24 protein-coding genes are annotated in these 25,235 nt (G+C 67.8%); 12 read left to right on the top strand and 12 right to left on the bottom strand.

All coding sequences use genetic code 11. The features are described from left to right. Window positions 1-195 precede the first annotated feature (195 nt). Complete coding sequence (locus ACFOPH_RS00420; protein ID WP_379732787.1) at window positions 196-453, top strand: flagellar protein FliT; 258 nt, start codon at window positions 196-198, stop codon at window positions 451-453. Between the two features lie 518 nt (window positions 454-971). On the opposite strand, the gene ACFOPH_RS00415 is transcribed toward ACFOPH_RS00420, so the two are convergent. Continuing rightward, window positions 972-2,231, bottom strand: a complete 1,260-nt coding sequence (locus ACFOPH_RS00415; protein ID WP_379732785.1) for a FimV/HubP-related protein — start codon at window positions 2,229-2,231, stop codon at window positions 972-974. Window positions 2,232-2,319: 88 nt separating this feature from the next. Here ACFOPH_RS00415 and fumC point away from each other — a divergent pair, with 88 nt between their 5' ends. The 3 genes from fumC to ACFOPH_RS00400 all read left to right on the top strand — a co-directional run bounded on the left by fumC (window position 2,320) and on the right by ACFOPH_RS00400 (window position 4,500). Beyond that, a complete protein-coding gene (gene fumC, locus ACFOPH_RS00410; protein WP_379732783.1) occupies window positions 2,320-3,714 on the top strand; it encodes a class II fumarate hydratase in 1,395 nt (464 codons plus the stop codon). Window positions 3,715-3,780: 66 nt separating this feature from the next. Beyond that, window positions 3,781-3,993: an RNA-binding S4 domain-containing protein gene (locus tag ACFOPH_RS00405; protein ID WP_312553916.1), complete on the top strand. Its 213-nt coding sequence runs from the start codon at window positions 3,781-3,783 to the stop codon at window positions 3,991-3,993. Between the two features lie 219 nt (window positions 3,994-4,212). Next, on the top strand, window positions 4,213-4,500 hold the full coding sequence (locus ACFOPH_RS00400; RefSeq protein ID WP_312553914.1) for a DUF883 domain-containing protein: 288 nt from the start codon (window positions 4,213-4,215) through the stop codon (window positions 4,498-4,500). Between the two features lie 214 nt (window positions 4,501-4,714). Here the strand turns inward: ACFOPH_RS00400 and ACFOPH_RS00395 are convergent, their stop codons facing one another. The 7 genes from ACFOPH_RS00395 to ACFOPH_RS00365 all read right to left on the bottom strand — a co-directional run bounded on the left by ACFOPH_RS00395 (window position 4,715) and on the right by ACFOPH_RS00365 (window position 9,650). Further along, on the bottom strand, window positions 4,715-4,915 hold the full coding sequence (locus ACFOPH_RS00395; RefSeq protein WP_312553911.1) for a YjfB family protein: 201 nt from the start codon (window positions 4,913-4,915) through the stop codon (window positions 4,715-4,717). A 35-nt stretch (window positions 4,916-4,950) separates the two neighbouring features. After that, window positions 4,951-5,511: a molybdopterin-guanine dinucleotide biosynthesis protein B gene (mobB, locus tag ACFOPH_RS00390; RefSeq protein ID WP_312553909.1), complete on the bottom strand. Its 561-nt coding sequence runs from the start codon at window positions 5,509-5,511 to the stop codon at window positions 4,951-4,953. Beyond that, window positions 5,498-6,427, bottom strand: coding sequence for a general secretion pathway protein GspB (locus ACFOPH_RS00385; protein WP_379732780.1), 930 nt, complete (start codon window positions 6,425-6,427; stop codon window positions 5,498-5,500). Before ACFOPH_RS00385 ends, mobB begins: the two co-directional genes overlap by 14 nt. Window position 6,428: 1 nt before the next feature. Continuing rightward, window positions 6,429-8,057 carry an AAA family ATPase gene (locus tag ACFOPH_RS00380; RefSeq protein ID WP_379732778.1) on the bottom strand — a complete coding sequence of 543 codons (1,629 nt, stop codon included), beginning with the start codon at window positions 8,055-8,057 and terminating at the stop codon, window positions 6,429-6,431. A 9-nt stretch (window positions 8,058-8,066) separates the two neighbouring features. Next, the gene (locus ACFOPH_RS00375; RefSeq protein ID WP_312552586.1) at window positions 8,067-8,561 is read right to left on the bottom strand and encodes a hypothetical protein; all 495 of its coding nucleotides are present in this window, start codon (window positions 8,559-8,561) and stop codon (window positions 8,067-8,069) included. Then, a complete protein-coding gene (locus ACFOPH_RS00370; RefSeq protein WP_312552584.1) occupies window positions 8,558-8,743 on the bottom strand; it encodes a hypothetical protein in 186 nt (61 codons plus the stop codon). The genes ACFOPH_RS00375 and ACFOPH_RS00370 overlap by 4 nt, the downstream gene beginning before the upstream one ends. 82 nt (window positions 8,744-8,825) lie before the next feature. Then, complete coding sequence (locus tag ACFOPH_RS00365; protein WP_312552582.1) at window positions 8,826-9,650, bottom strand: metal-dependent hydrolase; 825 nt, start codon at window positions 9,648-9,650, stop codon at window positions 8,826-8,828. 177 nt (window positions 9,651-9,827) lie between these two features. Here ACFOPH_RS00365 and ACFOPH_RS00360 point away from each other — a divergent pair, with 177 nt between their 5' ends. Beyond that, a complete protein-coding gene (locus ACFOPH_RS00360) occupies window positions 9,828-11,156 on the top strand; it encodes a head GIN domain-containing protein (RefSeq protein ID WP_379732775.1) in 1,329 nt (442 codons plus the stop codon). Window positions 11,157-11,466: 310 nt separating this feature from the next. Here the strand turns inward: ACFOPH_RS00360 and ACFOPH_RS00355 are convergent, their stop codons facing one another. Beyond that, the gene (locus ACFOPH_RS00355) at window positions 11,467-12,510 is read right to left on the bottom strand and encodes an IS110 family transposase (protein WP_379732773.1); all 1,044 of its coding nucleotides are present in this window, start codon (window positions 12,508-12,510) and stop codon (window positions 11,467-11,469) included. Window positions 12,511-12,921: 411 nt separating this feature from the next. Between ACFOPH_RS00355 and ACFOPH_RS00350 the strand changes: the two genes are divergently transcribed. The 7 genes from ACFOPH_RS00350 (at window position 12,922) to ACFOPH_RS00320 (ending at window position 20,907) form a co-directional block, all read left to right on the top strand. Continuing rightward, window positions 12,922-13,800: a BadF/BadG/BcrA/BcrD ATPase family protein gene (locus ACFOPH_RS00350; protein WP_312552579.1), complete on the top strand. Its 879-nt coding sequence runs from the start codon at window positions 12,922-12,924 to the stop codon at window positions 13,798-13,800. After that, window positions 13,797-14,882 (top strand): N-acetylglucosamine-6-phosphate deacetylase, encoded by a 1,086-nt coding sequence (gene nagA / locus ACFOPH_RS00345; RefSeq protein ID WP_312552578.1) that lies wholly within the window; start codon window positions 13,797-13,799, stop codon window positions 14,880-14,882. The genes ACFOPH_RS00350 and nagA overlap by 4 nt, the downstream gene beginning before the upstream one ends. An 8-nt stretch (window positions 14,883-14,890) precedes the next feature. After that, window positions 14,891-15,901: an SIS domain-containing protein gene (locus tag ACFOPH_RS00340; protein WP_312552589.1), complete on the top strand. Its 1,011-nt coding sequence runs from the start codon at window positions 14,891-14,893 to the stop codon at window positions 15,899-15,901. Window positions 15,902-15,919: 18 nt separating this feature from the next. Next, the gene (gene nagZ / locus ACFOPH_RS00335; protein ID WP_379732771.1) at window positions 15,920-17,482 is read left to right on the top strand and encodes a beta-N-acetylhexosaminidase; all 1,563 of its coding nucleotides are present in this window, start codon (window positions 15,920-15,922) and stop codon (window positions 17,480-17,482) included. Between the two features lie 247 nt (window positions 17,483-17,729). Further along, on the top strand, window positions 17,730-19,049 hold the full coding sequence (locus tag ACFOPH_RS00330; protein ID WP_312551514.1) for a tetratricopeptide repeat protein: 1,320 nt from the start codon (window positions 17,730-17,732) through the stop codon (window positions 19,047-19,049). Window positions 19,050-19,195: 146 nt separating this feature from the next. Beyond that, a complete protein-coding gene (locus ACFOPH_RS00325; RefSeq protein WP_379732769.1) occupies window positions 19,196-20,266 on the top strand; it encodes a flavodoxin family protein in 1,071 nt (356 codons plus the stop codon). 119 nt (window positions 20,267-20,385) lie between these two features. Beyond that, window positions 20,386-20,907 (top strand): GNAT family N-acetyltransferase, encoded by a 522-nt coding sequence (locus ACFOPH_RS00320; protein WP_379732767.1) that lies wholly within the window; start codon window positions 20,386-20,388, stop codon window positions 20,905-20,907. Here ACFOPH_RS00320 and ACFOPH_RS00315 read toward each other — a convergent pair. From ACFOPH_RS00315 to ACFOPH_RS00305, 3 genes are all read right to left on the bottom strand, one after another. After that, window positions 20,904-21,692 (bottom strand): glucose 1-dehydrogenase, encoded by a 789-nt coding sequence (locus ACFOPH_RS00315; protein WP_312551520.1) that lies wholly within the window; start codon window positions 21,690-21,692, stop codon window positions 20,904-20,906. The two genes, ACFOPH_RS00320 and ACFOPH_RS00315, sit on opposite strands and share 4 nt — an antisense overlap. Window positions 21,693-21,814: 122 nt before the next feature. Continuing rightward, window positions 21,815-24,565: a M16 family metallopeptidase gene (locus ACFOPH_RS00310; RefSeq protein WP_379732765.1), complete on the bottom strand. Its 2,751-nt coding sequence runs from the start codon at window positions 24,563-24,565 to the stop codon at window positions 21,815-21,817. A gap of 125 nt (window positions 24,566-24,690) precedes the next feature. Next, window positions 24,691-25,140 carry a CBS domain-containing protein gene (locus ACFOPH_RS00305; RefSeq protein WP_312551522.1) on the bottom strand — a complete coding sequence of 150 codons (450 nt, stop codon included), beginning with the start codon at window positions 25,138-25,140 and terminating at the stop codon, window positions 24,691-24,693. Window positions 25,141-25,235: the final 95 nt, after the last annotated feature.

The following is a 25,235-nucleotide window of genomic DNA, read 5'->3' as shown; positions in this document are numbered from 1 at the left end:
CGCGTGGCGCAGGAAAACGGGGTGTCGGCCTGGAGCATGAAAGCCGGGCGCATCGCCTTGCCAACATATCTTTCAAATTTTTTTAGCAAAAGGGCTAAAGTTCTGGATGCCGCTGCCGTAAAAGGAAGACAAGCGGTCATCCGGCCGGAAAACTATTGTCGCGGTGCCAACATGAACCAGAATGAAGTCCTCGCTATGTACGAAAATATTGCCGGCCTGACTGGCAAGATGGCCGCTGCGGCGACCTCGGGGGACTGGAACGGCTTCGACAGCCTGCAGGGCCAGTGCGCCGCCCAGGCTGGCGCCGCCGCGACCGGCGTCCCCGCGCTGAACGGCGAACGCCGCCTGCGCAAGATCGACCTGCTCAAGCAGATCATGGCCAACGACCGCGCCATCCGCGACGTGACCGAACCCTGGATGGGTCAGCTCGACCGCGCGATGCGCGCGCACTGAGCCTGGTTCCCAAATAAGAAGAAAGCGCCTGCGGGCGCTTTTTTGTTGTCCCTAGGGTGGGCAGCCCTCCGCCCACGCGGCGGTGATTGGAGGTCGCCATATCGTTCGCGAGGACCGTGCCGCCGCGTATCCCCGCGTGGGCGGGACCGCCGGTCCCGCCCACCCTACCGGGCAATGCTCCCGACCAGTCGCCACCCAACAAGTCGCCACCCAACAAAAAAAGCGCCCGCAGGCGCTTTTTTTGCTGCGACAGGAAGACTCCCGCCGCATGAATTCGGAGAGCGAGCACCAGGCTAGTGCTGGTGATCGCCTCTTTGCCGGTTGCATCCGGCGTCTCCTGCCGCTGTTGGCAGCGAGACCGCTTCCGGAGACAGGCGTCTTGCGACGTACGTCCGTTTATCGCGCCACGCTATCGGTGGTGGCTGCGCCGGACCCTGTGCCGTTTTTTGTGGTTTTGTTAACCAACGAGGCCAGTATAACCGAATTAATCAGCTTGTGTAGACGATTTGTGCGCGCCCCTATTCCGGCCGAACAATTATTTTTTCGTCCACGTTTTCCGGCGCCTCGGCTGGGGCCTGCGGCGCCGGCCTGTTGCGGCGGACCGCCATCAGGCGCGCCTTGACGGCCGCCATCAGACTCGGCTTCGTTTCCGCCGTGCCGTCCTGTGGCAGGACGACGACTTCCGGCTCGCGCGCCGTCCTCAAGACCTGGCCGGCCTGCGCGCGCCGGCGGCGCAGCAGCACGGCCACGCCCAGCAGCGCCAGCACGGCCGCGATGCCGGCCGCGATCGCCAGCCAGGGCGTCGGCTCATTGGGCGGCGGCGCCGGCTTCGGCTTGCGCTGGATGCGCGGCGCCGGCTTCGCTTGGGCGTCCGGCTTTGGCGCGTCCTGCGCCGCGGCTTCGGCGGCCGATTTCACGCCGGTCGCGACCTGCAGCACCTTGACCTTTTCCTCGAGCTGGCCCAGTTCCTGGCGCAGCGCCTCGTTCTTCGCGCCGAGCACGGCGCAGGCCTGGGCCTGCGCCTGGACCTCGGCCGGCTGAGGGGCGCAGGCGGCGGGCGCATCGGATCCGGCCGCGTGCCCGGCCGCGTGCTCGGCCGCGTGCCCAGCCGGGATGGCGGCAGGCCGCTTCGGCGCGGGCGTCGCATCCTTTGGCGCGGCCACGGCCGACGGCGCCTGCACATCCTGCGCTTGCGCCGGCGCGGCGCGGCGCTTCGGCGGCGCCGGCTTGCGCACGGCCTTGGCCGGCGCCGCATCCGTCGACGCTTTCGCCGGCGCCGCCACTGGCGCCGCCGTCACGACCGGCGCCGGAAGCGGCGCAGGTGCAGGTGCAGGCGCAAGCGCAGGCGTGGGCACAGGTGCGGCTGCGGGTGCCGGCGCCGGATGCGGGTCCGGCGTAAACCACAGCGTCACCAGGCGCACGTTGCGCTGGCCGCCGTCGACCAGCTCCAGGTAGACGTGCAGGTGGCGGCTCTCGACCGGCTTGCTCGACGTCAGGTGCAGGAACTGTTTGCCGCCCTGCCGTATCACAGCAATGTCGAGGCTGGACAGCAGCGCCGGCAGCGCGATGTTCGCGCCGCGGTAGACGTCCGGATGCGCCAGGCGCGCCGCCACCGGCCTGGACGGGTCTTCGACCAGGGTCAGCTCGACGTCGGCGGCAAGCGCCTGCCCGATGTGGGAGCGCACCCGCGCCTCGCCCAGTTCGGCGGCATGGACGGGACCGAGCGCCGCATAGGCGAGCAGGACGGCGGGAACGATGTAAAAAGGGCGGATCGCCATAGCAGGAGTGAATTTGTAGCCTCAGCGTAATTAACGGGTGTTGGGATACACTCTTTAGCGAACTCCTTCGAAATAACAGGACAAGCCAATGGACAACCGCATCGAAAAAGACAGCTTTGGCCCGATCGAGGTACCGGCCGGCCAGCTCTGGGGCGCCCAGACCCAGCGTTCCCTGCACCATTTCCACATCTCGACCGAGAAGATGGCGCCGGAACTGGTGGCCGCGCTGGCCCAGGTCAAGCGCGCGGCGGCCGCCGTCAACCGCTCGCTCGGCAAGCTGCCGAAGGACAAGGCCGACGCCATCATGGCGGCGGCCGACGAGGTGCTCGAGGGACGCCATCCCACGGAATTCCCGCTGGCCGTCTGGCAGACCGGCTCCGGCACCCAAAGCAACATGAACATGAACGAGGTGCTGGCCAACCGCGCCTCGGAGCTGATGGGCGGCGAGCGCGGCGAGGCGCGCCTGCTGCACCCGAACGACCACGTCAACATGGGCCAGTCCTCGAACGACATCTTCCCCACCGCGATGCACGTGGCGGCGGCGGTCGCGGTGTCGAAGGAGGTGCTGCCGGCGCTGGCGCGCCTGCGCGGCACGCTGCAGGTGAAGTCGCGCGATTTCGCCGACATCGTCAAGATCGGCCGCACCCACCTGCAGGATGCGACGCCGCTGACGCTCGGCCAGGAATTCTCCGGCTACGTCGCCCAGCTCGAGTTCGCCGAACAGGCGATCCGCGCTTCCCTGTCCGGCCTGCTCGCGCTGGCGGCAGGCGGCACGGCGGTCGGCACCGGCCTGAACGCCCACCCCGAATTCGCCGCGCGCATCGCCGCCGAAATCGGTTCGCGCACCGGCCTCGCGTTCAAGAGCGCGCCCAACAAGTTCGCGGCCCTGGCCGGCCACGACGCCATGGTGGCCGCCCACGGCGCCTTCAAGACCCTGGCCACCGCCCTCATGAAGATCGCCAACGACGTGCGCTGGATGGCGTCCGGTCCGCGCTCGGGCCTGGGCGAGATCACGATCCCCGAGAACGAGCCAGGCAGCTCGATCATGCCGGGCAAGGTCAATCCCACCCAGTGCGAAGCGCTGACGATGCTGTGCTGCCAGGTGTTCGGCAACGACGTCGCGATTACCGTGGGCGGTTCGCAGGGCAACTTCGAGCTGAACGTGTTCAAGCCGATGATCGCGCATAACTTCCTGCAGAGCGCGCGCCTGCTGGCCGACGGCATGCGCTCCTTCGACGAGCACTGCGCCAAGGGGATCGAGCCGAACCGCAAGCGCATCGGCGAACTGATGGAGCAGTCGCTGATGCTGGTGACCGCACTGGCGCCCCACATCGGGTATGATCGCGCCGCGCAGATCGCCAAGCACGCGCAGCACGAAGGCATCACGCTGCGCGAGGCGGCCCTGCAATCGGGCCACGTCAGCGCGGAACAGTTCAACCAGTGGATCGTTCCGATCGAGATGACGCGGCCGGACCCGGCGTGAGCGACTTGTGGGGCAGCCTGAGCGGCGCTCTCAAGCGTACGCCCCACAATTTTTCCCGAGGATAGAATGCAACAAACAACTTTCGAACTGACATCCGAGTTCGTCGAACTCAACCAGCTGCTGAAACTGGTGGGCCTGTGCGACAGCGGCGGCGCCGGCAAGAACATCGTGGCCAGCGGCGCGGTGTCGGTCGATGGCAAGCAGGAATTGCGCAAGACCGCAAAAATTCGCGCCGGCCAGACCGTGACCCTGGGCGACGTACGGATTTCAGTGCAGTAAGGGGCTGCCGGGCTGAGCGGCGCACGTTTGCGATCAGACAAACGCGACCGGTAGTCCTTGTTTATATTTTAAGAGCGCCTACCAAAACCTTCAGGCAAGGCATGCGGCCTCCCCACGCGTCGTCGAAGACAGCACGGGGTACGGCGAGACGATGCAACGCTGCCATGGCGGTTTCGATAGGTGCTCCAAGATGTGATCAACCGGCTAAAGGTGAACGCAATGGAGACTCCGCAACAAAACCACCCCCAAACGCAGGAACGTTTGATCGGCGATCTGCGCCTGGTGATTGAAAACGCAGAAGAGCTGCTGAAGAACACCGATCAATACACCAGCGTGCTGTACCAGAACGCGCGCGCCAAGCTGGCCATGGCGCTCAACGCTGCCAATGAAGAGCTCGCGCGCTTCGAAGATGCGCAACTGACCCGCATGATGGAAGCCACCCGCCTGGCCAACGAGCGCTACGCCGACAAGACCGGCGAAGAACGCATCCTGCGCGCTTTCCATTGATTCGCCATCCGCGGCGCCATCCAGGCGCCGCGTTGTGCACTCTCGTTGTGCACTCTCGTTGTACACTCTTTTGTGCACTCTTTTGTGCACGTATCATTGCCGACAACACATTGATCGTCGGCTCCAATCCAGCTTCCCTTCCCTGCTTACACCTAGTGCCGCGCGACGGATCGGCCGTAGCGCGCCGACGACCCGGCGCTGGCTGCGCGCGCCCTCAGGCGGTGGTATTGACGTTCTTGCCCAGGTGAGCAGGCAGGTTCTGCGCCGGCTGGGGCGGCTGGATGCCGTCGAGGAGCTGGGTTGCCATCGATTTCTGCATGTCCTGCTGCTTCTTGAGCATTGCGATGGCAACTTCCTGCTTGTTGCCGGTTTCGGCGATGGTGGTGGACAGCTTGGCGATGCTGAGGACGTCCATGACGGTCTCCTGTTGGGTGATGCCCGGTTGAAGGGCTATCCCCCATTAACGGACTGATTTAGAGAAACTTTAGGGTTTGTCATCATCCAATCGCTGAGCCAGGCCAAGACCTCTTCCGGCGCATTCAGATCCAGCCAGCGCAGCCCGGGGCGCAGGCCGGCGGGCGCCGCGACATCCGACGCCACCGCCGCCACCAGCGGATCGTCCTGGTACAGGGACGGCCGCCCGAGCGCCGGGCGAAACACCTCGAGTTTCGGCAGCGGTTCCCACTTGTAGCCCTCGACCAGGGTCAGGTCGGCCGGCGCCAGGCGCGCCAGCTGCTCGCGCAGCGAGGGCTCCTGCTCCCCGCGCAGCTCGCGCATGATGGCGTAGCGGTAAGGCGAGGCGATCATCACCTCGGCCGCCCCGGCCATGCGCAGGCGCGCGCTGTCCTTGTGCGGCGGTTCGAGCAGGATGTCGTGGTGGCTGTGCTTGAGAACGTTTACGCGCAGGCCGCGCGCCGCCAACTGCCCGACCAGGAATTCGAGCAGGGTCGTCTTGCCGCTGCCGGACCAGCCGACGACGGCCAGCGCCAGGCCGGGATCAGTAACCGACACGGTAGCGATTGCCCCGGTAATTCATCACCGCGTACTTCGGCATCAGGCGCTCCAGGACCAGGCCGGGCGCCAGCTCCTCGCCCTCGCGGCGGAGCATTTTGTCGACCAGCAGCAGGCGGTCGGCCGGATTCGGCGAATAGATGTAGCCGCCGACGCTCACCCGCGGGATCTCGCGCTGCAGGGCGTCGGGCAGTTGCTGGAAGGTGCGCAGGTGTTCCTCGGCCGGCTCGGGCGCGCGCGCGACCGGAGCGGGATCGGGGGCACGGCTGGGCGCAGGCAGGTAGACCGCAGCGGGGATCGCATCGCGCGCCGGGGCGGATGGGGAGGAAGACGCAGCGACATCGCGGGCAGCCGGCGCCGGCGTGCGCGGCGGCGCGACCACGGCAGGCGGAACCTGGGCGGCCGGCACCGGCCGCGATGCGACAGCCGGCACCGGCGCTGGCGCCGGCGCCGGCGCCGGGCGTGGCGGCGCCGGCTCGGCCCCCCTGGACGGCGCAGCAACTGGCGTGCGTGCCGCGGCTGGAACCGGCGCTGCCGCGGGCGCAGGCGCAGGTACAGGCGCAAGTGCAGGCGTCGCGGCTGGAACTGGTTCTACCGCGGGCGCAGCGGGGGTCGCAGCGGGGGTCGTAGCGGGGGGCGCAGCGGGGGTCGCAGCGGGGGCCAGCACCGGCGCTTGCGCGCGCGCCTGGACTTGCCCCTCCTGCGCTGCCGGCCCGGCCGGCGCCTGCGCACGCCAGGCCAGCGCGCCGGCCACGCCGGCGATCACGATCCCGGCGGACAGCCCGAGCAGGAGCGGCTTGCGGTTGACAGCGGCCGGCGGCACGGCATGCACCGGCGCCGGCGCATGGATATCCGGGGCGCTGCCCAGCTGGCGCTCGGCCTGCGCCTTCTTGAGTGCTTCGAGAATGTACGACATCTTATTGTCCCGTTCCGGTGGCGGCGAGGAGGCGCGGCTCGGCCAGGCCGGTGAGCTGGTTGAGGCGCATCCAGGTGCGCGGTCCGGCCACGCCGTCGGCCTTCAGGTCCTGCTTGGCCTGGAAGGCGCGCAGCAGCTGGTGCGTGTGGGCGCTGAACGGCTGGCGCGAGGGCGGCGGCGGCGCCCCGTTCAGCCGGGCCAGCCGGGCGGCCAGCCAGTCGACGTCGGGCCCCTGGTCGCCGACCGCGAGCTGGTCGCGGAAGCTGCGCGCGATCTTCCAGAAGGTCGTGAATTCGCCCGTGAAGCGCGGCGCCAGCGCAGCCAGGTCGACCCGCTCGCGCTTGCCGTCGACGACCAGCGTCACCGTGCGCTCGTCCATGCCGGCCAGGACCGCATAGCTGGTGAGCGCCCCCTCGCGCAGCGTGATGACGGCCGGCCGGTCCAGCTGGCGCAGTTCATAAATGCCGCCGCGGCCCTGGTGGCAGCGCAGGTCCGCACGCAGCGCGGCCTGGCAGGGCTCGCCCAGCGCCAGGCTGGCGTCCCACAGCCCGGCCAGCGCGCGCAGGGCCGTGGCCTGGTCGGCATGGCCGCGCGGCAGGGCGACAGCAGCAGAATTCAGCTTTGCCGGGGCAACGGCTTGCGCCGGCAGGACCTTGGCGCCGGCGACGTCGGCGCGCGCGGCGTTGGCGGACGGTGCAGCGGCGGACGGCGCCGTCGCGCCGTGCGGCAGCACCTGCCAGGCCGCGGCGGCGCTCAGCGCGGCACCGGCCAGCACGGCGCCGGCGACCAGCGGCCAGCGCGCCGGCTTGACCGTGGCTTCGCCGGCAAACACTTCGGCGGCCGCGGTGCGGACGATCGTGCGCGTCACCTCGCGGCTGTTCTCGACGTAGGCGCCGAGCAGCGCGCGGTCGCACAGCAGGTTGATGCGGCGCGGCACGCCGTGGGTGATGCGGTGGATGAGCGGCACGCTGGACGCCGGAAACACCGGCGCGCCCTGGGCGCCGGCGACCGCCATCCGGTGCGCGATGTAGGCGCCGGTCTCGGGCTCGGACAGCGGCCCCAGGTGGTAGCGTGCGATCACGCGCTGGGCCAGTTGCTCCAGCTCCGGACGCGCGAGGATGGTGCGCAGTTCCGGCTGGCCGATCAGGATGATCTGCAGCAGCTTGCGCTCGCTGGTTTCCAGGTTGGTCAGCAGGCGCAACTGCTCCAGCACTTCGGCCGACAGGTTCTGCGCCTCGTCGATGACGAGCACGTTGTTGCGCCCCTGGGCGTGCGAGGCCAGCAGGTAGTCGTTGATGGCGTCGACATAGGCTTTCACCCCGCCCTGCCCGGCCTGGACGGCGATGCCGAACTCCTCGCACACCGACTGCAGCAGTTCGCCCACGCTCAGTTTCGGATTGAAGATATAGGCCAGGCGGCAATTTTCCGGCACCTGCTCGATGAAGCAGCGGCAGACCGTGGTCTTGCCGGCGCCGATCTCGCCGGTCAGCAGGACGAAGCCGCCGCCGCTGCCGATTCCGTACAGCAAATGGGCCAGCGCCTCGCGGTGGCGCTCGCTCATGAACAGGTAGCGCGGGTCGGGCGCGATCGAGAACGGTGCGCTCTTCAGGCTGAAGTAGTGGGTGTACATGAGAAAGACTTAAGGCCCTGGCGGCAGAGGTTTATACCTCGCGCAGTATATTTTGGATTTGTTGTTCTGATAAGCGATGACGCTGCCGGGATTTGATACGCGTAAGGGAAAGGCCGAAGCGTCGACCGCGCGGTGGCGGATGCCGGCGCTGGCGCGGATCGCCTCTTCCAGCTCTTCCGGCTTGCTGTCGGCGACGGCGGCGACGAATACCAGGGGGCTGGTGTCGTCGCTGACCATGACTTCCTTCACCGCCTTGCCCCACAGGGTGGCGTCGAGCCTGAACCAGTAGGCCCCGCCCTCGTGCTTGTAGGCCGGGCCGAAGGCGCCGGTCAGGTAGGAGTGGAAATAGGCATTGTCGAGCGCGCTGCGGCACAGCAGCGCGCTGCCGATCGTCGGCGCGAAGGTCGACGGCAGCGTCTGCGCCAGTGCGGGGGCGCCAGCCAGCGCACCGGCGCAGACTGCCACCCTCCCGACGGCCGCAGCGATGCCCGGAAGCCGCCTCACGCCTTCGACAGCCAGTCGCGGTTGGCGGCGATCTTCGCCTTGGCCGCTGCCGGCAAGGCCTCGTAGCAGCCCGGGTGCTGCTTGAGTGCGTGCTCCCGGACCTCTTTTTCGAGGCCATTCACGAGGAACACGTAGACAGTCGCGCCTGCGTCGTTCTTGCGCGTGCCCATGTAACGAATCACTGCTTTCTCCTTACTCGCTCCGTCCTGCAACCCACAGGAATCCACATTATGACAGCTTGCCGCCCGGGCCGGCAGGACAGCTTCAGGCGCCCGGTGCCCGTACGGGACGCCATGCGCCGCTGTTGTGTTCGAGCCACGTTTCGATCAGCTTGCGGTTATCGTGCCGCCATGGGTGAAAGCGCGGCGACAGATAGCTCAGCACCGGCCCGGCCAGGTGCCAGGCCAGCCCGCTGCGCCCGAACCAGGTTTTCAGCGCGCTGCCCCAGGTGCGCAGGCGGAACAACTGGCCGTCGTTGCGCAGGTTGTGCACGGTCTGCAGGAAGCTGTCGTAGGCAAACACCATGCTCGCGTGCAGGTACCAGGCCACCCGGCGCCGGTAGCCGCCGCCGGCCGCGACGTAGGCGTCGAAGGCCACGCCCTTGTGCTCGGTTTCCTCGACCGCATGCCAGGACCACAGGGTGCGCATCTGCGGCTCGGCGCCTTCGAGCCAGTCGGGGTGGCGCAGCACGCCGTCGGCCAGCAGCGCCGTGTAGTGCTCCAGCGCGCAGGTGATCGCCAGCCGGTCCAGCACACCCAGTTTATCGACACGCGCCAGGCGTTTCTTGAGCTTTTCCTCGCGCGTATAGGGCAGGCCCTGGCGCTCGAGCTGCCGGTTGTATTGCACGTGAAGGTGGCGGTGGGTGGCTTCCTGGCCGATGAAGTCCTTGACCTCGGCGCGCAGGCGCGGGTCGCTCAGGCATGCCTGCGGCACGTCGCGCACGGCATCGATGAACAATTGCTCGCCGCGAGGGAAACTCATCGACAGCGCGTTGAACAGCTGGGTGCGATAAGCATCGCCGCCATTCCAGTGGCGGCCGAAGCCCTGCGACAGGTCGACATCGATCTTGCGGATAGTCAGCGTGGACATGCGAATTCCTCTACAGGCGCGCATCCAATGATCAAAATACAAGGAACCGGCGCGCCGTTCAGCTCCCCACTTCGACAGTTGACACCCAAAATCCGTTCGTCCATCGTCTGGACGGCGTAGTGTCGTTGATTTCCCTTTAACCTGGAGTCTCTTCATCACAAAAACAACAAGGAAGCCATGCACACCCGGATCAAGCACACCGCCCTGGCCGCCGTCGCGTTCTGCGCCGGCACCCTCCTGCTGCAACCCGTGACCGCCCAGGACCAGCGCCCGGCGCCGACGCTCGAGAAACGCACGGTCACGCCCTTCCACGCGCTCGACCTGTCGGGCCCCTTCCGCGTGATCGTCAGTGCCGGCGCGCCCTCCCTCGAACTGTCGGGCGCGCCGAGCGCGCTGGCCGGGATCGAATCCGAGGTGCGCGGCGGCACCTTGTACGTGCGCCAGAAGTCGCGCTGGGGCATCCACCTCGGCCCGGACAAGAAGCGTGAGCAGGTCGTGGTGCGCATCGGCGCGGCCAACCTGCGCAGCCTGAACACGGGCGGCAGCGGCGACGTCGAACTCGAGCAGGTTGGCGGCGAACGCTTCAGCCTGGCATCAATCGGACCGGGCGACGTGCGGGCGCGCGGCGCGGTGCGCGAGCTGCTGGTGACCAGCAGCGGCAGCGGCGACCTCGACCTGCGCCAGCTGAAGGCGGACAAGCTCGACCTGAAGATGTCCGGCCCCGGCGACGTCAAGGCGGCCGGCATCGGCAAGGAACTGTCGGCGCGCGTCAGCGGCTCGGGCGACTTCGAGGCCGAGGCGCTGGACCTGGCGCGCGCCGTGGCCCGCATCAGCGGTCCGGGCAATGCCCGGCTGCGCGGCAGCGCGCGCGACCTGCGTGCCGAGGTGAGCGGCTCGGGCGACTTCGAGGGCTGCGACCTGCAAGCCGAGAAAGTCGCGACCGTCCAGCGCGGGCCGGGCAATGCCTGCGTTGGCGGCGCCATCCGCCAGCTCGAGGCGGAAGTGCACGGCGCGGGCGACCTCGAGGCGCGCGGCCTGCAGGCCGGCCGCGCGGTGCTGCGCCTGAGCGGCCCGGGCAACGCAAGCTTGAGCGGCAGCGCCGACGAGCTGCGCGCCGTGGTCAGCGGCTCGGGTGCACTGGAAGGGGAAAGCCTGGCGGTGCGCAACGCCACGATCGACAGCGGCGGCCCCGGCAACGTCGCGCTGGCCAGGGTCTCGGACACGCTCGACGCCGCCCTGCACGGCTCGGGCGACCTGGCCGCCAGGGTCGAGGGCAAGCGCGTGCAGCTGCAGATGCGCGGCCCGGGCAACGTGCGCCTGGAAGGCCACGCCGACCGTATCCGGGCCGAGCTGAGCGGCTCCGGCACGCTGCAGGCGCGCCGCCTGAGCGTGCGCCAGTCCGACATCGATGTGCGCGGCCCCGGCAGCGCCGCGGTGAACCAGGTGCGCGACGGCGAGCAGGACAACGTGATGCTGGTCGGACGCGGCCGGCGCCAGGTGGAGTGATTGTCGGACGACGGCCACGGTACGTGCCGGGTTTCGTATCTATGGACTCCACCCGATTTGCAAGAAGAAGATTGAATTTTTGCCGTTAGGAAGAGTTTGCTTGTATCTATTCGGCCTGTATGTTGAGCGTTTCCAGTGCTCTGGCCCTGATGTGATACGCGCGTCAGGATCCTCATAGGGTGACGGCCTTGATGGCCACTACAGTTTACGGATTCACCCGACGCCGGTTCGACCTGTTGGCATCATTCGTTCTTCTCGTCGCAAACTTGGCGATTGCTCCTTGTTGTTGCTGAGTTACTCGACAGTCTTTTCAGGCCGGCCTGGGCGTGTCTTTCGACCAGGCCGGAACATAAGGACGTCCGTGCGCGATCAGCGCCCAGATCACCCTGGCCATCTTGTTGGCCAGCGCAGTCGCGGCAACGTTGAAACTGCGCCGTTCTGCCAGCCTTGTTGCCCATTGCAGCAGCTTGTCGGGCTTGCCGCTTGCTGTTCTCAGCGCACTGCGCGCTCCGTGTATGAGCAGGGTGCGCAGGTAGCTGTCGCCCCTGCAGGTAATGCCATACAAGCGCTGCTTGCCTCCACTGCTATGCTCGCGTGGCACGAGGCCTAAATTCGCTGCAAAGTCTCGCGCGCTCTTGTAGTGGTGCGGATCGGCGATCGTTGCCTGCACTGCCGTTGCCGTCAACGGCCCTACACCCGGCACTTCCATCAGTTTCTTCGCCAGTTCCGACCTGGCTGCCTGATTCAAACGTCGGTCGTACGCCTGAATCCTCTCGTCCTTGTCGTCCAGCTGGGCCTTGAGCTCCCGGAATGTCTCCAGGGCCATACCAGACAAACCATTGTCCGGATCGTTCAGCCATGCTTTCAGTCCGTCGCGCAATCTTTCCACGCGCTTGGGAAATACCCGGCCATATTCGCCGGCAAATGCCCGGATCCTGTTGATCATCGCCACCCGTTCTGTCATCAGGGCGCTGCGAGCGCGGTGCAGCATCTGTAAATCTTGCTGTGCAGCCGTATTGATCGGCACATACTTGGTCGAACCGCGCGAGCGTGCCTCGGCAATTGCAGCAGCGTCGTTCATGTCGTTTTTGTTACCAGTGACATATGCCCTGACGTGTTGGGCCGCAATCAGTTTGGCGTCGTGCCCCATTTCCACGAGCTTGCGTGCCCAGTAATGCGAACCTGCGCAGGCTTCGATACCAATCATCGCCGGGGCCATCTGCGCGAACTGCGCAAGCACCTGGTCTCGAGAAAGCTTACGCTTGAACACCCGCTTGCCGTGTCCATCGAGCCCGACCGCGAAGAACACGTCCTTCGCAATATCCAAACCAACCACTTTTGCGCTAGCATTCATGGTGACTCCCCCTCTTGTTTTAGCTTGCCAGTCCAATCTGGCACGCTTGGCACAATGATGCCGATATCAGGAGGGTGGAGTCCATCACATTAGGGTGGGCTCTCGAGCCCACGCGGTCTCACCGTTTGAATAGCGGAGCGACCCATCGGCGTCGCCAGTGGTGAGGATACGTACCATACCGCGTGGGCTCGGGAGCCCACCCTACAACAGCGTTACGCGGGCGCATCCAGGCACCCGACCATACCAATTCCCATACCAGCATAAGCTCTTCTATATCAATCACTTAGATTCATAACCTGGGCTTATGGAGGTATGCTCCGCACTGAAAATACAATACCAGTTAAATACCTGTTGACAAGCCGGGACCGCCTCCCTATAGTGCCCTGACCTCCCCGGCATCTCATTTTCCACATGATCGAATACCTCATCGGCGTCGACGGCGGCGGCACCGGCACCCGCGTGCGCGTAGCAAGCCCCGACGGCGTCGAGCTGGCCCAGGCCAGCGCCGGCCCGTCGGCCCTGTCGCAAGGCGTGGCCAAGGCCTGGACCACCATCCTGTCCGCGATCGGCGAAGCCTGCGCCGCCGCCGACGTCGGCAACCCTCCTCTGTCCTGCATGGCCATCGGCCTCGGCCTCGCGGGCGTCCACAACAAGGAATGGGCGGCCCAGTTCGTCGCCGCCGATCCCGGTTTCGCCGCCCTGGTGCTCGACACCGACGGCTTCACCACCCTGATGGGCGCGCACGACGGCCGTCCCGGCGCCATCGTCGCGATCGGCACCGGCAGCGTCGGCGAAGCGATGCTGGAAGACGGCACCAAGGTCGAAGTCGGCGGCTGGGGCTTCCCCGCCGGCGACGAAGCCAGCGGCGCCTGGATGGGCCTGCGCGCCCTGAACCACATCGAGCAGGTGCTCGACGGCCGCGTCGAAGGCGGCGCTTTTGCGAATGATGTCATCGCGGCCTGCGGCGGCAACCGCGACGCGGTGCAGATCTGGCTCGGACGCGCCAACCAGACCGCCTACGCCAGCCTGGCGCGCTTCGTGGTCGCCCACGGCGAGTCCGATCCGGTGGCGCGCGCCATCCTCGAACACGCCGGACGCGAAGTGGCCGGCATCGCCCGCGCGCTCGACCCGAGCGGGCGCCTGCCGCTGGCCCTGTGCGGCGGCCTGGGCGAGGTCCTGCTGGCCTGGCTGCCGGAGGAAACGCGCGCACGCTGCACCCCGCCCCGCGGCGACTCGGCGCGCGGCGCACTGCGCATGATCGAACAGCACCTGAAGGAAAAGGCGCAATGAAAGGCAACATCCTCACACCCGACGGCTGGATCCACGGCGAACTGCGCTTCGGCGCCGCCGTCGACGCCATCGCCGGCGCTCCCGCCGATCCGGACGCGAACGGCGACGACTACATCCTGCCCGGCTTCATCGACGTGCACGTGCACGGCGGCGCCGGACGCGACATGATGGAAGGAGGCGACGCCCCGCACGTGATCGCCGCCCTGCATGCGAAGCACGGCACCACCAGTCTCCTGGCCACCACCATGACCGCGCCGCCCGAGGACATCGAGCGCGCATTGACCGCCATCGGCGCCGCCTGCAAGACGCGCGGCCGGGGCGAAGCGCGCATCCTCGGCGTGCACCTGGAAGGCCCGTACATCAATTCCGCCAAGCTCGGCGCCCAGCCGCCGTTCGCCAAGGAAGCCACGCTGGCCGAGGTCGAAGCCTACGAGCGCCTGGCGCCGATGCGCGTGATCACGGTGGCGCCCGAGATCCACGGCCACCTGGAACTGGTGCGCGCGCTGTCGGACGCCGGCATCCGGGTCCAGGTCGGCCACACCAGCGGTTCCTACGAGGACGGCGTCGCCGCGCTGGAACACGGCGCGGCCGGCTTCACCCACCTGTTCAACGCGATGCCGGGCCTGCACCACCGCGAGCCGGGCATGGTCGGCGCGGCGCTGGCGCATGCGCAGTACGCCGAGATCATCCCCGACCTGCTGCACGTGCATCCGGGCGCGATCAAGGTCGCCCTGCGTTCGATCCCGCACCTGTTCTGCGTGACCGATTCGACCGCCGCCGCCGGCATGCCGGACGGCGAATACATGCTCGGACGCCAGGTCGTCCATAAATGCATGGGCGGCGTGCGCCTGGCCGACGGCACGCTGGCTGGCTCGACGCTGACCATGGACCAGGCGCTGCGCAACCTGGTCAAGATCGGCCTGCCGCTGGCCGACGCCGCACGCCGCGTCTCGACGAATGCAGCCGACTACCTCGGCGAAAAGCTGCGCGGGCGCCTGGCCCCGGGCTGCCATGCCGACTTCGTGGTGCTCGACCGCGAACTGAATATCAAAGCCGTCTATATCGAAGGAGAAATGCTGTGACCTCACTGATGCTGCAAGAAGCCATGTCCGCCGGCGATTGCGTTGCCCTGCAATTGACCCAGGACGTGGAGCGCTACGCCGAACTCGGGCGCACGCTGAGGTCGACCAGCTTCCACAGCGCCGTCACCGTCGCGCGCGGCAGTTCGGACCACGCCTCGGGCTACGTCGCCTACCTGATCATGTCGCGCCTGGGCCGCCTGGTGACCTCGCTGCCGATGTCGCTCGTCACCCTGTACAAGTCGCCGCTGGTCACCCGCGACACGCTGGCGATCTCGATCTCGCAATCGGGCCAGAGCCCGGACGTGGTCGAGCCGATCCGGTACTTCCGCGACGGCGGCGCCACCACCGTGGCGCTGGTGAACGATGCCGAATCGCCGCTGGCGCAAAGCGCCGCCTGGACCATGCCGCTGCACGCAGGCAAAGAGCAGAGCGTGGCAGCGACCAAGAGCTTCATCGCCAGCCTGGTCGCCGGCGCGCGCCTGGTCGCCGAGTGGCAGGACGACGCCGAGCTGAAGGCCGGCATCGCCGCCTTGCCCGATGCGCTGCGCGCAGCCAGCCAGGTCGACTGGTCGGCCGCGATCGAGGTGCTGGCGCCGGCGCGCAACATCATGGTCGTCGGCCGCGGCATCAGCTTCCCGATCGCGCTGGAAGCGGCCCTGAAATTCAAGGAAACCTCGGCCCTGCAGGCAGAAGCCTTCTCCGGCGCCGAGATCAAGCACGGCCCGATGGCGCTGATCGAGGAAGGCTATCCGCTGTTGATCTTCGCCACCCGCGGTCCGGCCCAGGCTGGCCTGCTGGCGCTGGCCGCCGAGATGCGCGGACGCGGCGCACGCGTGCTGCTGGCCGCGCCCGAGGACGTGCTTGATCGCGACCTGACCCTGCCGGTGGCGGCCACGCCGGACCTCGACCCGATCGTCGCGATCCAGGCCTTCTACGTGATGGCGGCCCAGCTGTCGAAGGCACGCGGCCTCGATCCGGACCGCCCGCGCCACCTGAGCAAAGTCACCAAGACCAACTAAGCCAACGAAGGGACGACCATGGACGAACTGAGCGAATTGCGGCGCATCGCCGGCCGGCTGATCATGGTGCGCCTGTTCGGCACCGAGCTGGACGCGGACACGGCCGCCTTCCTGCACGAGAACGCGGTGCGCGGCGCCTGCCTGTTCCGCCAGAACATGACGGACGCGGCCCAGCTGACCCGCTTCACCGGCGCCCTGCGCGCCGTGATGGGCGAGCAGGCCCTGATCGCGCTCGACCAGGAAGGCGGCGCCGTGGTGCGCTCGACCTGGGTGCCGGCGCCGCCCTCGGCCATGGCCCTGGGCGCGGCCAACGATCCGCTGCTGGCGCGCGAAGTCGGGGCGGCGGTGGCGCGCGCGGTGCGTTCGCTCGGCTTCAACTGGAACTTCGCCCCGGTGCTGGACCTGAACAACAACCAGCACAATCCGGTGATCGCCGAGCGCTCCTTCGGCGCCGATCCGGAAACCGCGACCCGCATTGCGCTGGCCTGGATGGACGGCAGCGAATCCGAGGGCGTGGCCTGCTGCGTCAAGCACTTCCCGGGCCACGGCGACACCCACGTCGACTCGCACCGCGCGCTGCCGACCGTCGACAAGCCGCTCGCCGAACTGGAGCGCTTCGAGTTCGCGCCCTTCCGCATGGCCTCCTCCTCGGCGCCGGCCATGATGACCGCCCACATCGTCTACCCGGCGCTCGACCCCGAGTACCCGGCGACGATGTCGCGGCCGATCCTGACCGGCATCCTGCGCGAGCAGTGGCATTACCAGGGCGTGGTGATCACCGACGGCATGGACATGCACGCGATCGCCCACCGCTACGGCGCCGGCCAGGCCGCGGTGCGCGCGCTGGTGGCCGGCGCCGACATGGTGATGGCGATCGGTTCGCGCGAAACCCAGGAAGAAACCGTGGCCGCGATCGCCGCCGCGATTGCCTCGGGCGAACTGCCGATGGCGCAGGTCGAAGCGAAACTGGCGCGCCTGGCGGCGCTGGCCAAGGCCCATCCCGCCGGCGCCGGCCAGGATGCGCCGGCCGCGGTGGCGGCGGGCGTGGCCGCCCGGGTCGACGGCGCGCCCGGCGCCGACGAAGCCCCGGTCTACAGCACCGATGCCGCCGACCGCGCGCTGATGGCGCGCGCCTGGCGCCGCGGTTTGAGCGCGCGCGGCGCGGTGCGCCGTCCGGCCCCGGGCAGCAAGATCCGCCTGGTGGCGCGCCAGGACGTGGTCAGCGACGGCGTCTCGGAAGCCGGCGTGCCGGCCGCCGCCATCGCCGCCTCGCTTGGCCGCCTGTTCGAGGTCGACCTGGTCACCTTCGCCGACGCCGACAGCTTCGACTGGAACACCCTGCCCCAGGACGGCCGCTTCACCATCCTGGCCTCGACCTCGCGCCGCCGCTACGGCGAGCACGCGCGCAACACCTGGCGCCCGGACCTGCACCTGGCGCTGTGGAATCCCTACCAGGCGCTCGACTTCGACGCCCCGGCCCTGATGACCTATGGCTTCGCGGCGCCCGCGCTCGACGCGGTCAACGCCTGGCTGGCCGGCGAGATCGACGCCGAGGGCCGCTGCCCGGTGCCGGGTTTCTGATGCGCGCATGCAGTGCGCCCGGTTCATCTGGCGTAAGTAAGCTCACGTAACTAAGCTCACGTAACTAAGCTCGCGTAACTAAGCGCGGTAACGCAATGTAACCGCACCACCGCGAGCGCGCGCCCTGCGGCACAATTGCGCCGCAGGGTCCCGCCTGTTTTATGGGACAATGCGCGTTTGTTCAAGGTTGGCAGAATCGCCATCTTGCCGCGGATTTTCTACCGCTCAACTTTTAGAAGGATCATTCATGTCCCAATTCCGCCTCGCTCGCCTTTGCCTGCTGCTGGCTGCCGTCGGCCTGAACAGTGCGCCTGCCCTGATGACGAGCGCCCACGCCCAAAAAACCGAGAACGCCGCAGCCGCCGCGCCGGCCAACACCGTGCGTCCGGAACTGTACAAGCTGATCGATTCGAACCAGGTCCAGCAACTGGTCGCCGCCAAGAACACTGCCGAACTGCAGAACCGCGTCAACCAGGCGGAAGCGCTCCCGAACAAGACCCCGTACGAAACCTACGCGGTCAACCGCGTGAAGATGGTGCTGGCCTCGATCAGCGGCAACGACGCAGGCGTCGCCAGCGCCGCCGAGGAAGTCCTCAAGTCCGGCTTCGAGCCGAAGGAATCGCAGGCCAAGCTGGTGCTGGCGATCGCCGACATCCAGTACAAGGCGAAGAACTACGGCGCCACCGTCGAGCAGCTCAAGCGCTACCAGGAAATGGGCGGCGACATGACCACCGCGCGTCCGCTGCTGGTGCGTGCGATGTACCTGAACAAGGACTATGCCGGCGCCAAGACCGAACTGCAGCAGGTCGTTGCCGAGGCCGAAAAGGCCGGCAAGGCCCCGAGCCAGGAAGACATGAAGCTCCTGCTCAGCTCGACCCATGAATCGAAGGACAATGCCGGCTACGCCAGCGCCGTCGAGAAAATGGTCACCTACTACCCGAGCGACGAGTACTGGAACGAGCTGGTCCGCGTCGGCGTCATCAAGAAGCCGGGCTTCAGCCAGGACAACTACATGACCGTGCTGCGCCTGCTGTTCGCCGCCACCAAGACCATGCGCGAGGAAGACTACGTCGACCTGGCCGAAACCGCCCTGCGCGACGGCTTCCCGACCGAAGCGAAGAACGTGATGGACGCCGGCTACGCGGCAGGCGTGCTGGGCAAGGGCGCGAACGCCAAGGCCCATGGCCAGCTGCGCGACCGCGCCAACAAGGGCGCTGCCGACGACGCCAAGAACATCGCCAGCGGCGAAGCGTCGGCCGCCAAGTCGAAGAACGGCGCGGGCCTGGTCAACCTGGGCTGGGCCTACTCCACCATGGGCCAGCACGACAAGGGCATCGGCTTCATCCAGCAGGGTATCGCCAAGGGCGGCCTGAAGCAGCCTGACGAAGCCAAGCTGCGCCTGGGCATCGCCCAGTCCAAGGCCGGCCGCAAGGACGAGGCAGTCAAGACCTTCGAGAGCGTCAAGGCGAGCGGCGGCTACGCCGACGCGGCGCGCCTGTGGGTCATGCTGCTGAACCAGCCGGCCGGCGCGCAGGCTACCGCGGCCGCGGCGCCAGCCGGCCAGTAAGCCTTTCCGCTACCGCGAAAGGCGGGCGAGCGCTGCAAGCGCCGCCCGCTTTTTTTATGCGCGCCTTTTATGTTCGCAACCGTGCGCGAGCGTACATCCGCCCAGCCCGGCCGGGCCGATAATCGCGTCATCAATGGGGAGGCGGCATGACGACGGTGCGTAAGGGACAGGCGGGTCCAAGGCTGGAGCGGGAAGCATTCCATCGCAAGTTCATCGACCAGTTCTTCGACCCGGCGTTCGAGGCGGTGGCGGACCAGCTGGCGGCGGTCGAGGAAGTGGCCTGGCAGGCCTATCACGACAAGCGCAAGGCGCCGCGCACGGTGAAGGCCGGCCCCGGCTTTGCCGATCCCGACTACGACCTGTCGATCGAGTGGAAGGAAGCGCACGAGCGTTTGCGCGCGGCCGAGGCGCGCCAGAAGGACCCCGCCACGCCGAGCCGCATCCTGCTGGTCAACGGCGCCGCGCGCAACGACGGCAGCTGTCCGGGCGAGATCTCGAAGACCTGGCGCCTGACGCAGATCGCGCGCGACACCCTGGCTGCCCAGGGCCTCGAGACCGACGTGCTCGACCTGAGCCGCCTCATTTCCGACTACGACCGCCACATCCATCCCTGCAAGGCCTGCGTCTCGACCGCCATGCCGCTGTGCCACTGGCCGTGCAGCTGCTACCCGAACCACGCCGAGCGCCAGACCGGCGACTGGATGAACGAGATCTACGAGCGCTGGGTGGCGGCGCATGGCGTCATCATCCTGACCCCGGTCTACTGGTACCAGGCGCCGGCGGTGCTCAAGCTGATGATCGACCGCCTGGTCTGTGCCGACGGCGGCAATCCCGATCCCAGCTCGACCGGGGGCAAGGACGCCGCGAAGGCCAAGCGCATGGAGCTGGACGGCTGGGACTACCCGAAACACCTGGCCGGGCGCGCCTTCGGCCTGGTGGTGCACGGCGACGTCGCCGGCATCGAGGGCACGCGGCGCTCGCTGTCGGACTGGCTGAACTGGATGGGACTGGTCGACTCGGGCAGCTTCGGCCAGCTCGACCGCTTCGTCGGCTACTACGAATCCTATGCGGACAGCCACGAGACGCTCGACCGCGACACCGCCTTCCAGGAAGAAGTGCGCAACGTGGCGCGCGCGGTGGCGCTGACGGTGGACGGCCTGCGCGCCGGACGCGTGGTGCCGCCCGGCGGGCGCCTGCGCGCGCCACGCCCGAAATAAGCCCTCCTCCGTCCGACATCAACGTGTGGCGGATGCGGTCTGCCGCACGCCGGGGTATCGAACATGAAGTGCGGTGACATGGTAATATTGTTGCAATATAAAAATACTATTTGCCTGTCATGAATGCACCACGACCAGCTCCCCGGATCCGTCCGCTCTACCCGGACGAATGGGCCGCCTACCGCGACTTGCGCCTGCGCTCGCTGGCCGAGTCTCCCGACGCCTTCTACAGCACGCTGGAGGCCGAAAGCGCGCGCACGCCCGAGGAATGGGCTGCGCGCCTGGCGGCCGCCGCAGTCTCGGGCAAGGATTGTCCGCTGGTGGCCGAGCTCGACGGCAAGCCCGCCGGACTGGTCTGGGCGAAAATGGATGGCGTCAACCCGGCGCTGGTGCACCTCTACCAGATGTGGGTGGCGCCGGAATGCCGCGGACGCGGCGCGGCCCGGGGTTTGCTGGACGCGGCGCTGGGCTGGGCGCGCGAACGCAACGCGCGTTTCGTCGAGCTCGAGGTCACGCGCGGCAATTCGGCGGCGGTCCGCCTGTACGAGCGCGCCGGGTTCAGGGCGGTGAATGCTCCGGTGCCGATGCGGCCAGGGTCGGGCCTGATGCTGCAGCCGATGCGGCTGGTGCTGGAGGATTAAACCGCGGTGAAACCGCCGTCCGCGGCCAGCTCGTGGCCGGTGACGAAGGACGATTGATCGGAACACAGCCACAGGGCAGCGTTCGCGATCTCGCCCGGTTCGGCGAAGCGGTTCATCGGATGGGCGGCGCGCAGCTTCTTTTCCACCGCGGCTTCGCCGCCGAGGACGCGCGCCAGCATCGGGGTGCGCACCGCGCCCGGGGACACCGCATTGACGCGGATGCCGTCCTTCGCATACTCGGCCGCCGCGCTCTTGGTCAGGCCGGCCAGGGCGTGCTTGCTCGCCGCATAGGCGCCCTGCAAGGGCGCGCCGACCAGGCCGTAGCTGGAAGACAGGTTGACGATGGTGCCCCCGCCCTGCTTGACCATCTGGCGCAGCTGGTACTTCATCGACAGCCAGACGCCCTTCACGTTGACGGCCAGCAGGCGGTCGAACTCTTCCTCGTCGAGCTCGTCCAGGCGCGCGGGCACGGCCTGCAGCGCCGCGCAGTTGACCGCGCAGTCGAGGCGGCCATAGTGGTAGACGGTCTTGTCGAGCAGGGTCTCGACCTCGGCGGCGCGGGTCACGTCGGCCTGCACGAACAAGGCCTTGCCGCCGTTCTCGACGATCATCGCCGCGGTCGCGTGGCCGCCGTCGACCGAGACGTCGGCGATCACCACCGAGGCGCCGGCGCGACCGAACGCCAGCGCCGTCGCGCGCCCGATGCCGCTGGCGCCGCCGGTGACCAGCGCCACCTTGCCCGCGAACGAGATTGCGCCTGGCGCCGCTTTGCTATTGCCCTTCATGTACTACGACTCCTGGACACTTGAAATAAACCTTAAGTGATGCTTAAGGGCAACATCATAGCTGCACGGCCCATATTCATCAATATACCGTCCCCAGGACGCAACGTTTCGGCCAGGGCGGTTCAGGGCGCCTTGACCGCAGCCGCCTTGTCCTTGGCTTTATCCTGGTCGCCGGCCAGCACCACCGACAGCCTGGCCGGGTCGATCGCCTTGCGGAAGGCCGCATTTAGCTGCGCCGGGGTCACCGCCATCAGCTTCGCCTCGAATTCACGCGACCACTCGTAGGTGCGGCCGCGGTACAGGTAGGAGGTCCAGCCGGTCGCCAGGGCGCCGTCGTCGGCACGGGTCTGCACGCGCTGCTGCATCAAGCCCGACTTGGCGCCGGCCAGTTCGGCGGCGCTGAAGCCGTCCTTGACCGCGCGCGCCAGTTCCTCGCGCACGGCGGCGTCGAGCTTTTGCAGGTTCTGCGGCGCGGCGATGGCGCTGATCATGAAGCTGCCTGCGCGGTCGAGGTCGCCGGCATCGAGCTGCGAGCCGCCGCCATACGACAGGCCGTCCTTCTGGCGGATGCGGTCCATCAGGCGCGAGCGCAGGCCGCCCTCGCCGAACATGTAGTTGGCCAGCATCAGCGCGGGGTAGTCGGGATCGTCGATGTTCAGGTCCAGGTTCAGGCGCGCCAGGTAGACGCCGTTTTCCTTGTCCGGGGTGTCGATGGTCTTCGCCAGCGGCGCGATCGCGGCGTAGCGGCGCAGCACCGGGGCCACGTTCTCCTGCGCTTTCCAGGCCCCGAACAGTTCCTCGACCAGCGGCGCGACGGCGGCCGCGTCGAAGTCGCCGACGATCGCCATCTCGGCCGGCACGCTGCCGTAGTAGCGGCGGTGGAAGTCGGTCAGGTCCCCCAGCTTGGCCGCCTTCAGCTCGGCCATGTCTTCCTCGAAGGTATTCGCATGGCGCACGTCGCCCTCCGGGTAGAGGTCGAAGTGCTGGGACAGCGCGCGGCTGGCCAGGGCCGAAGGTTCGTTGCGGCTCGCCTCCAGGCCGACGATGGCCTGGCGCTGCAGCTGCTCGAACTCGGCCTGGGGGAAGCTCGCCTCCTTCAGCACGTGCGCGACCAGGCGCAGCGCCTCGGGCAGGTGCTCGCGCGTGGTCTGGAAGTGGGACAGGCTGCCGGCGATCTTCAGGCGGTCGAACTCGTCGGCCAGCTGCTCGCGGGTGTAGCGGCTAGTGCCGCGCATCAGCATGGCGGCGGTCAGCTCGGGAACCGCGCCGGTGCCGAACAGGTTCTTTTCGTCGCCGATGTGCTGGCGCAGGTCGACCGTGACGGCTTCGCCGCGGTTCTTCTTCGGCAGCAGCGCCAGTTTCACGCCGCCTGCCGTCGCCAGCTGCGTGCGCCGCATGATGTTGGCCTGGCTGGGATCGAAGTCCTCGGACACGAAGGTCGAGGCGCTCGGCTTGAATTTCTCGAGGATGCTCTCGACGCTGGGCGCCGCCGGGACCACCACCCGCTGCGGCGCATCGTCGGGGATGAAGGTGCCGGTGACGCGGTTGTCGCGCCGGAAGTAACGCTTCGCCACCGCCGCCACTTCCTCGGCCGTGATGGTCTTGATGCGCTCGCGCCCGGTGAAGAACAGGCGCCAGTCGCCCAGCGCAATGGTCTCCGACAGCGCCACGCCGACCCGCTGCGGATCGTTCAGGCTCCGCTCCATCTCGTTCTCGTAGAGGCGGCGCACGCGTTCCATCTCGGCCGGCGTCGGCGGCGTGTCGCCGAAGCTCTCCACGGCCTGGGTCAATGCGTCGCGCAGCGGCTCGACCGGCTCGCCCTTCTTGAGCACCGCGCCGACGTACTGCAGGCCGGGCGCATAGCCGGTCTGGCCGAAGCTGAACACCTGGCTGGCCTTGCCCGTCTCGACCAGGCTCTTGTGCAGGCGGCCGGTGGGCACGTCGCCCAGGATGGTCGAGGCAAACGCCATGACGTCGCTGTCGTCGTGGATCGCGGACGGCACCTTGTAGCCCAGCATGACGATCTGGACGTCGCCCTGGCGCCGCACCGCGAAGCTGCGTTCGCCGTCCTGGGGCGGCTCGACCGTCCAGAACGCCGGCAATGTACGCTTCGGTTTCGGGATCACGCCGAACAGGCGGCTGATCCTGGCCAGGGTGGCGTCGGGATCGAACTTGCCGGCCACCAGCAGCACGGCATTGTCGGGCTGGTAATAGGTGCGGTAGAAGGCTTGCAGGTTGGCGATGCGCACGTTCTCGATATCGCTGCGGTTGCCGATGGTCGAGCGGCCATAGCTGTGCCAGTCGTAGGCCACGCTCTGCATGCGTTTTACCAGTACGCCCGACGGCGAATTCTCGCCGCTCTCGTATTCGTTGCGCACGACCGTCATTTCCGAATCCAGGTCCTTCTGCGCGATGAAGGAACCGGTCATGCGGTCGGCCTCCATCTGCAGCGCCCAGTCCAGGTTGTCCTTCGAGGCCTGGAACACCTCGTAGTAGTTGGTGCGGTCGAGGGAGGTGGTGCCGTTGAAGTCCATGCCGCGGTCGGCGAACTGGCGCGTGATGTCGCGGTTCTTGCGCGAGCCCTTGAACATCAGGTGCTCGAGCAGGTGGGCCATGCCGGTCTCGCCGTAGTTCTCGTGGCGCGAGCCGACCAGGTAGGTCACGTTGACGGTGACGGTGGGACGCGACGCGTCGGGAAACAGCAGGACCTTCAAGCCGTTGGCGAGCCGGTATTCGGTGATGCCCTCGACCGAGGGGCCGAGCGTGACGCCCTTGGGCAGCGGCGCCGCCCAGGCGCTGCCGAGGGTGAAGAAAGCTAAGGCGCCGGCGGTCAGGTGCGCAGGCAGGCCGCGCTGGTAACGCATCAGGTTCATGGGGTCCCGTCAGGTGGTGCGCCCGCGAGGACGCGCAAGCGCCGCCGCCCGGCGACGCGCCAGGGCCGATGGTAACAGATGGCCGATTCGGGTGATGCTGCCGCGCACTATTGCGTCGTGCTTCCCTAATGCCGGGCGCGTTTTTCGTGGGCCTGCTGGTTGGCGCTGATGCGCGACAGGTCGCCCATTTCCTCGGCCAGGAATTCGAGCAGGTCGTCGGCGCTGACGATGCCGCTCAGGCCGCCCGCCCGGTTCACCAGCGGCACGCGCCGGATGCCGCGCAGGCGCATCTGCTCGATGGTGGCGTAGACGTCGTCGTCCTCGCCGCAGGTCAGGAGATCGTCGCTCATGATGTCGCCGACCTGCAGGCCATCGGGATCGAGCCCGAGCGCGACGACCGACACCACGATGTCGCGGTCGGTGACGATGCCGGCCGGAACCGCCTGGCCGTCGAGATGGTCGACCACGATCAGGTCGCCGACATGGTGCTTGCGCATCAGCAGCGCCGCGCCCTGCACGGTCTCGTCGCGCGCGCAGGTGATGGTCTGGACAGTACAGATTTCGCCGATGTTCATGGTGCCCTCCCCTTTTGTCGACAGGGGCGCAGGCCGGCAGCGGGTCGCAAGGCAGGCAGGTGTTGCCCACCGAACGAAGGCGACCGTGCCGACAC

This window comes from Massilia haematophila (assembly GCF_042647645.1).
GTDB classification, from domain to species: domain Bacteria; phylum Pseudomonadota; class Gammaproteobacteria; order Burkholderiales; family Burkholderiaceae_D; genus Telluria; species Telluria haematophila.
This window is presented reverse-complemented; position numbering and strand designations above follow the sequence as displayed.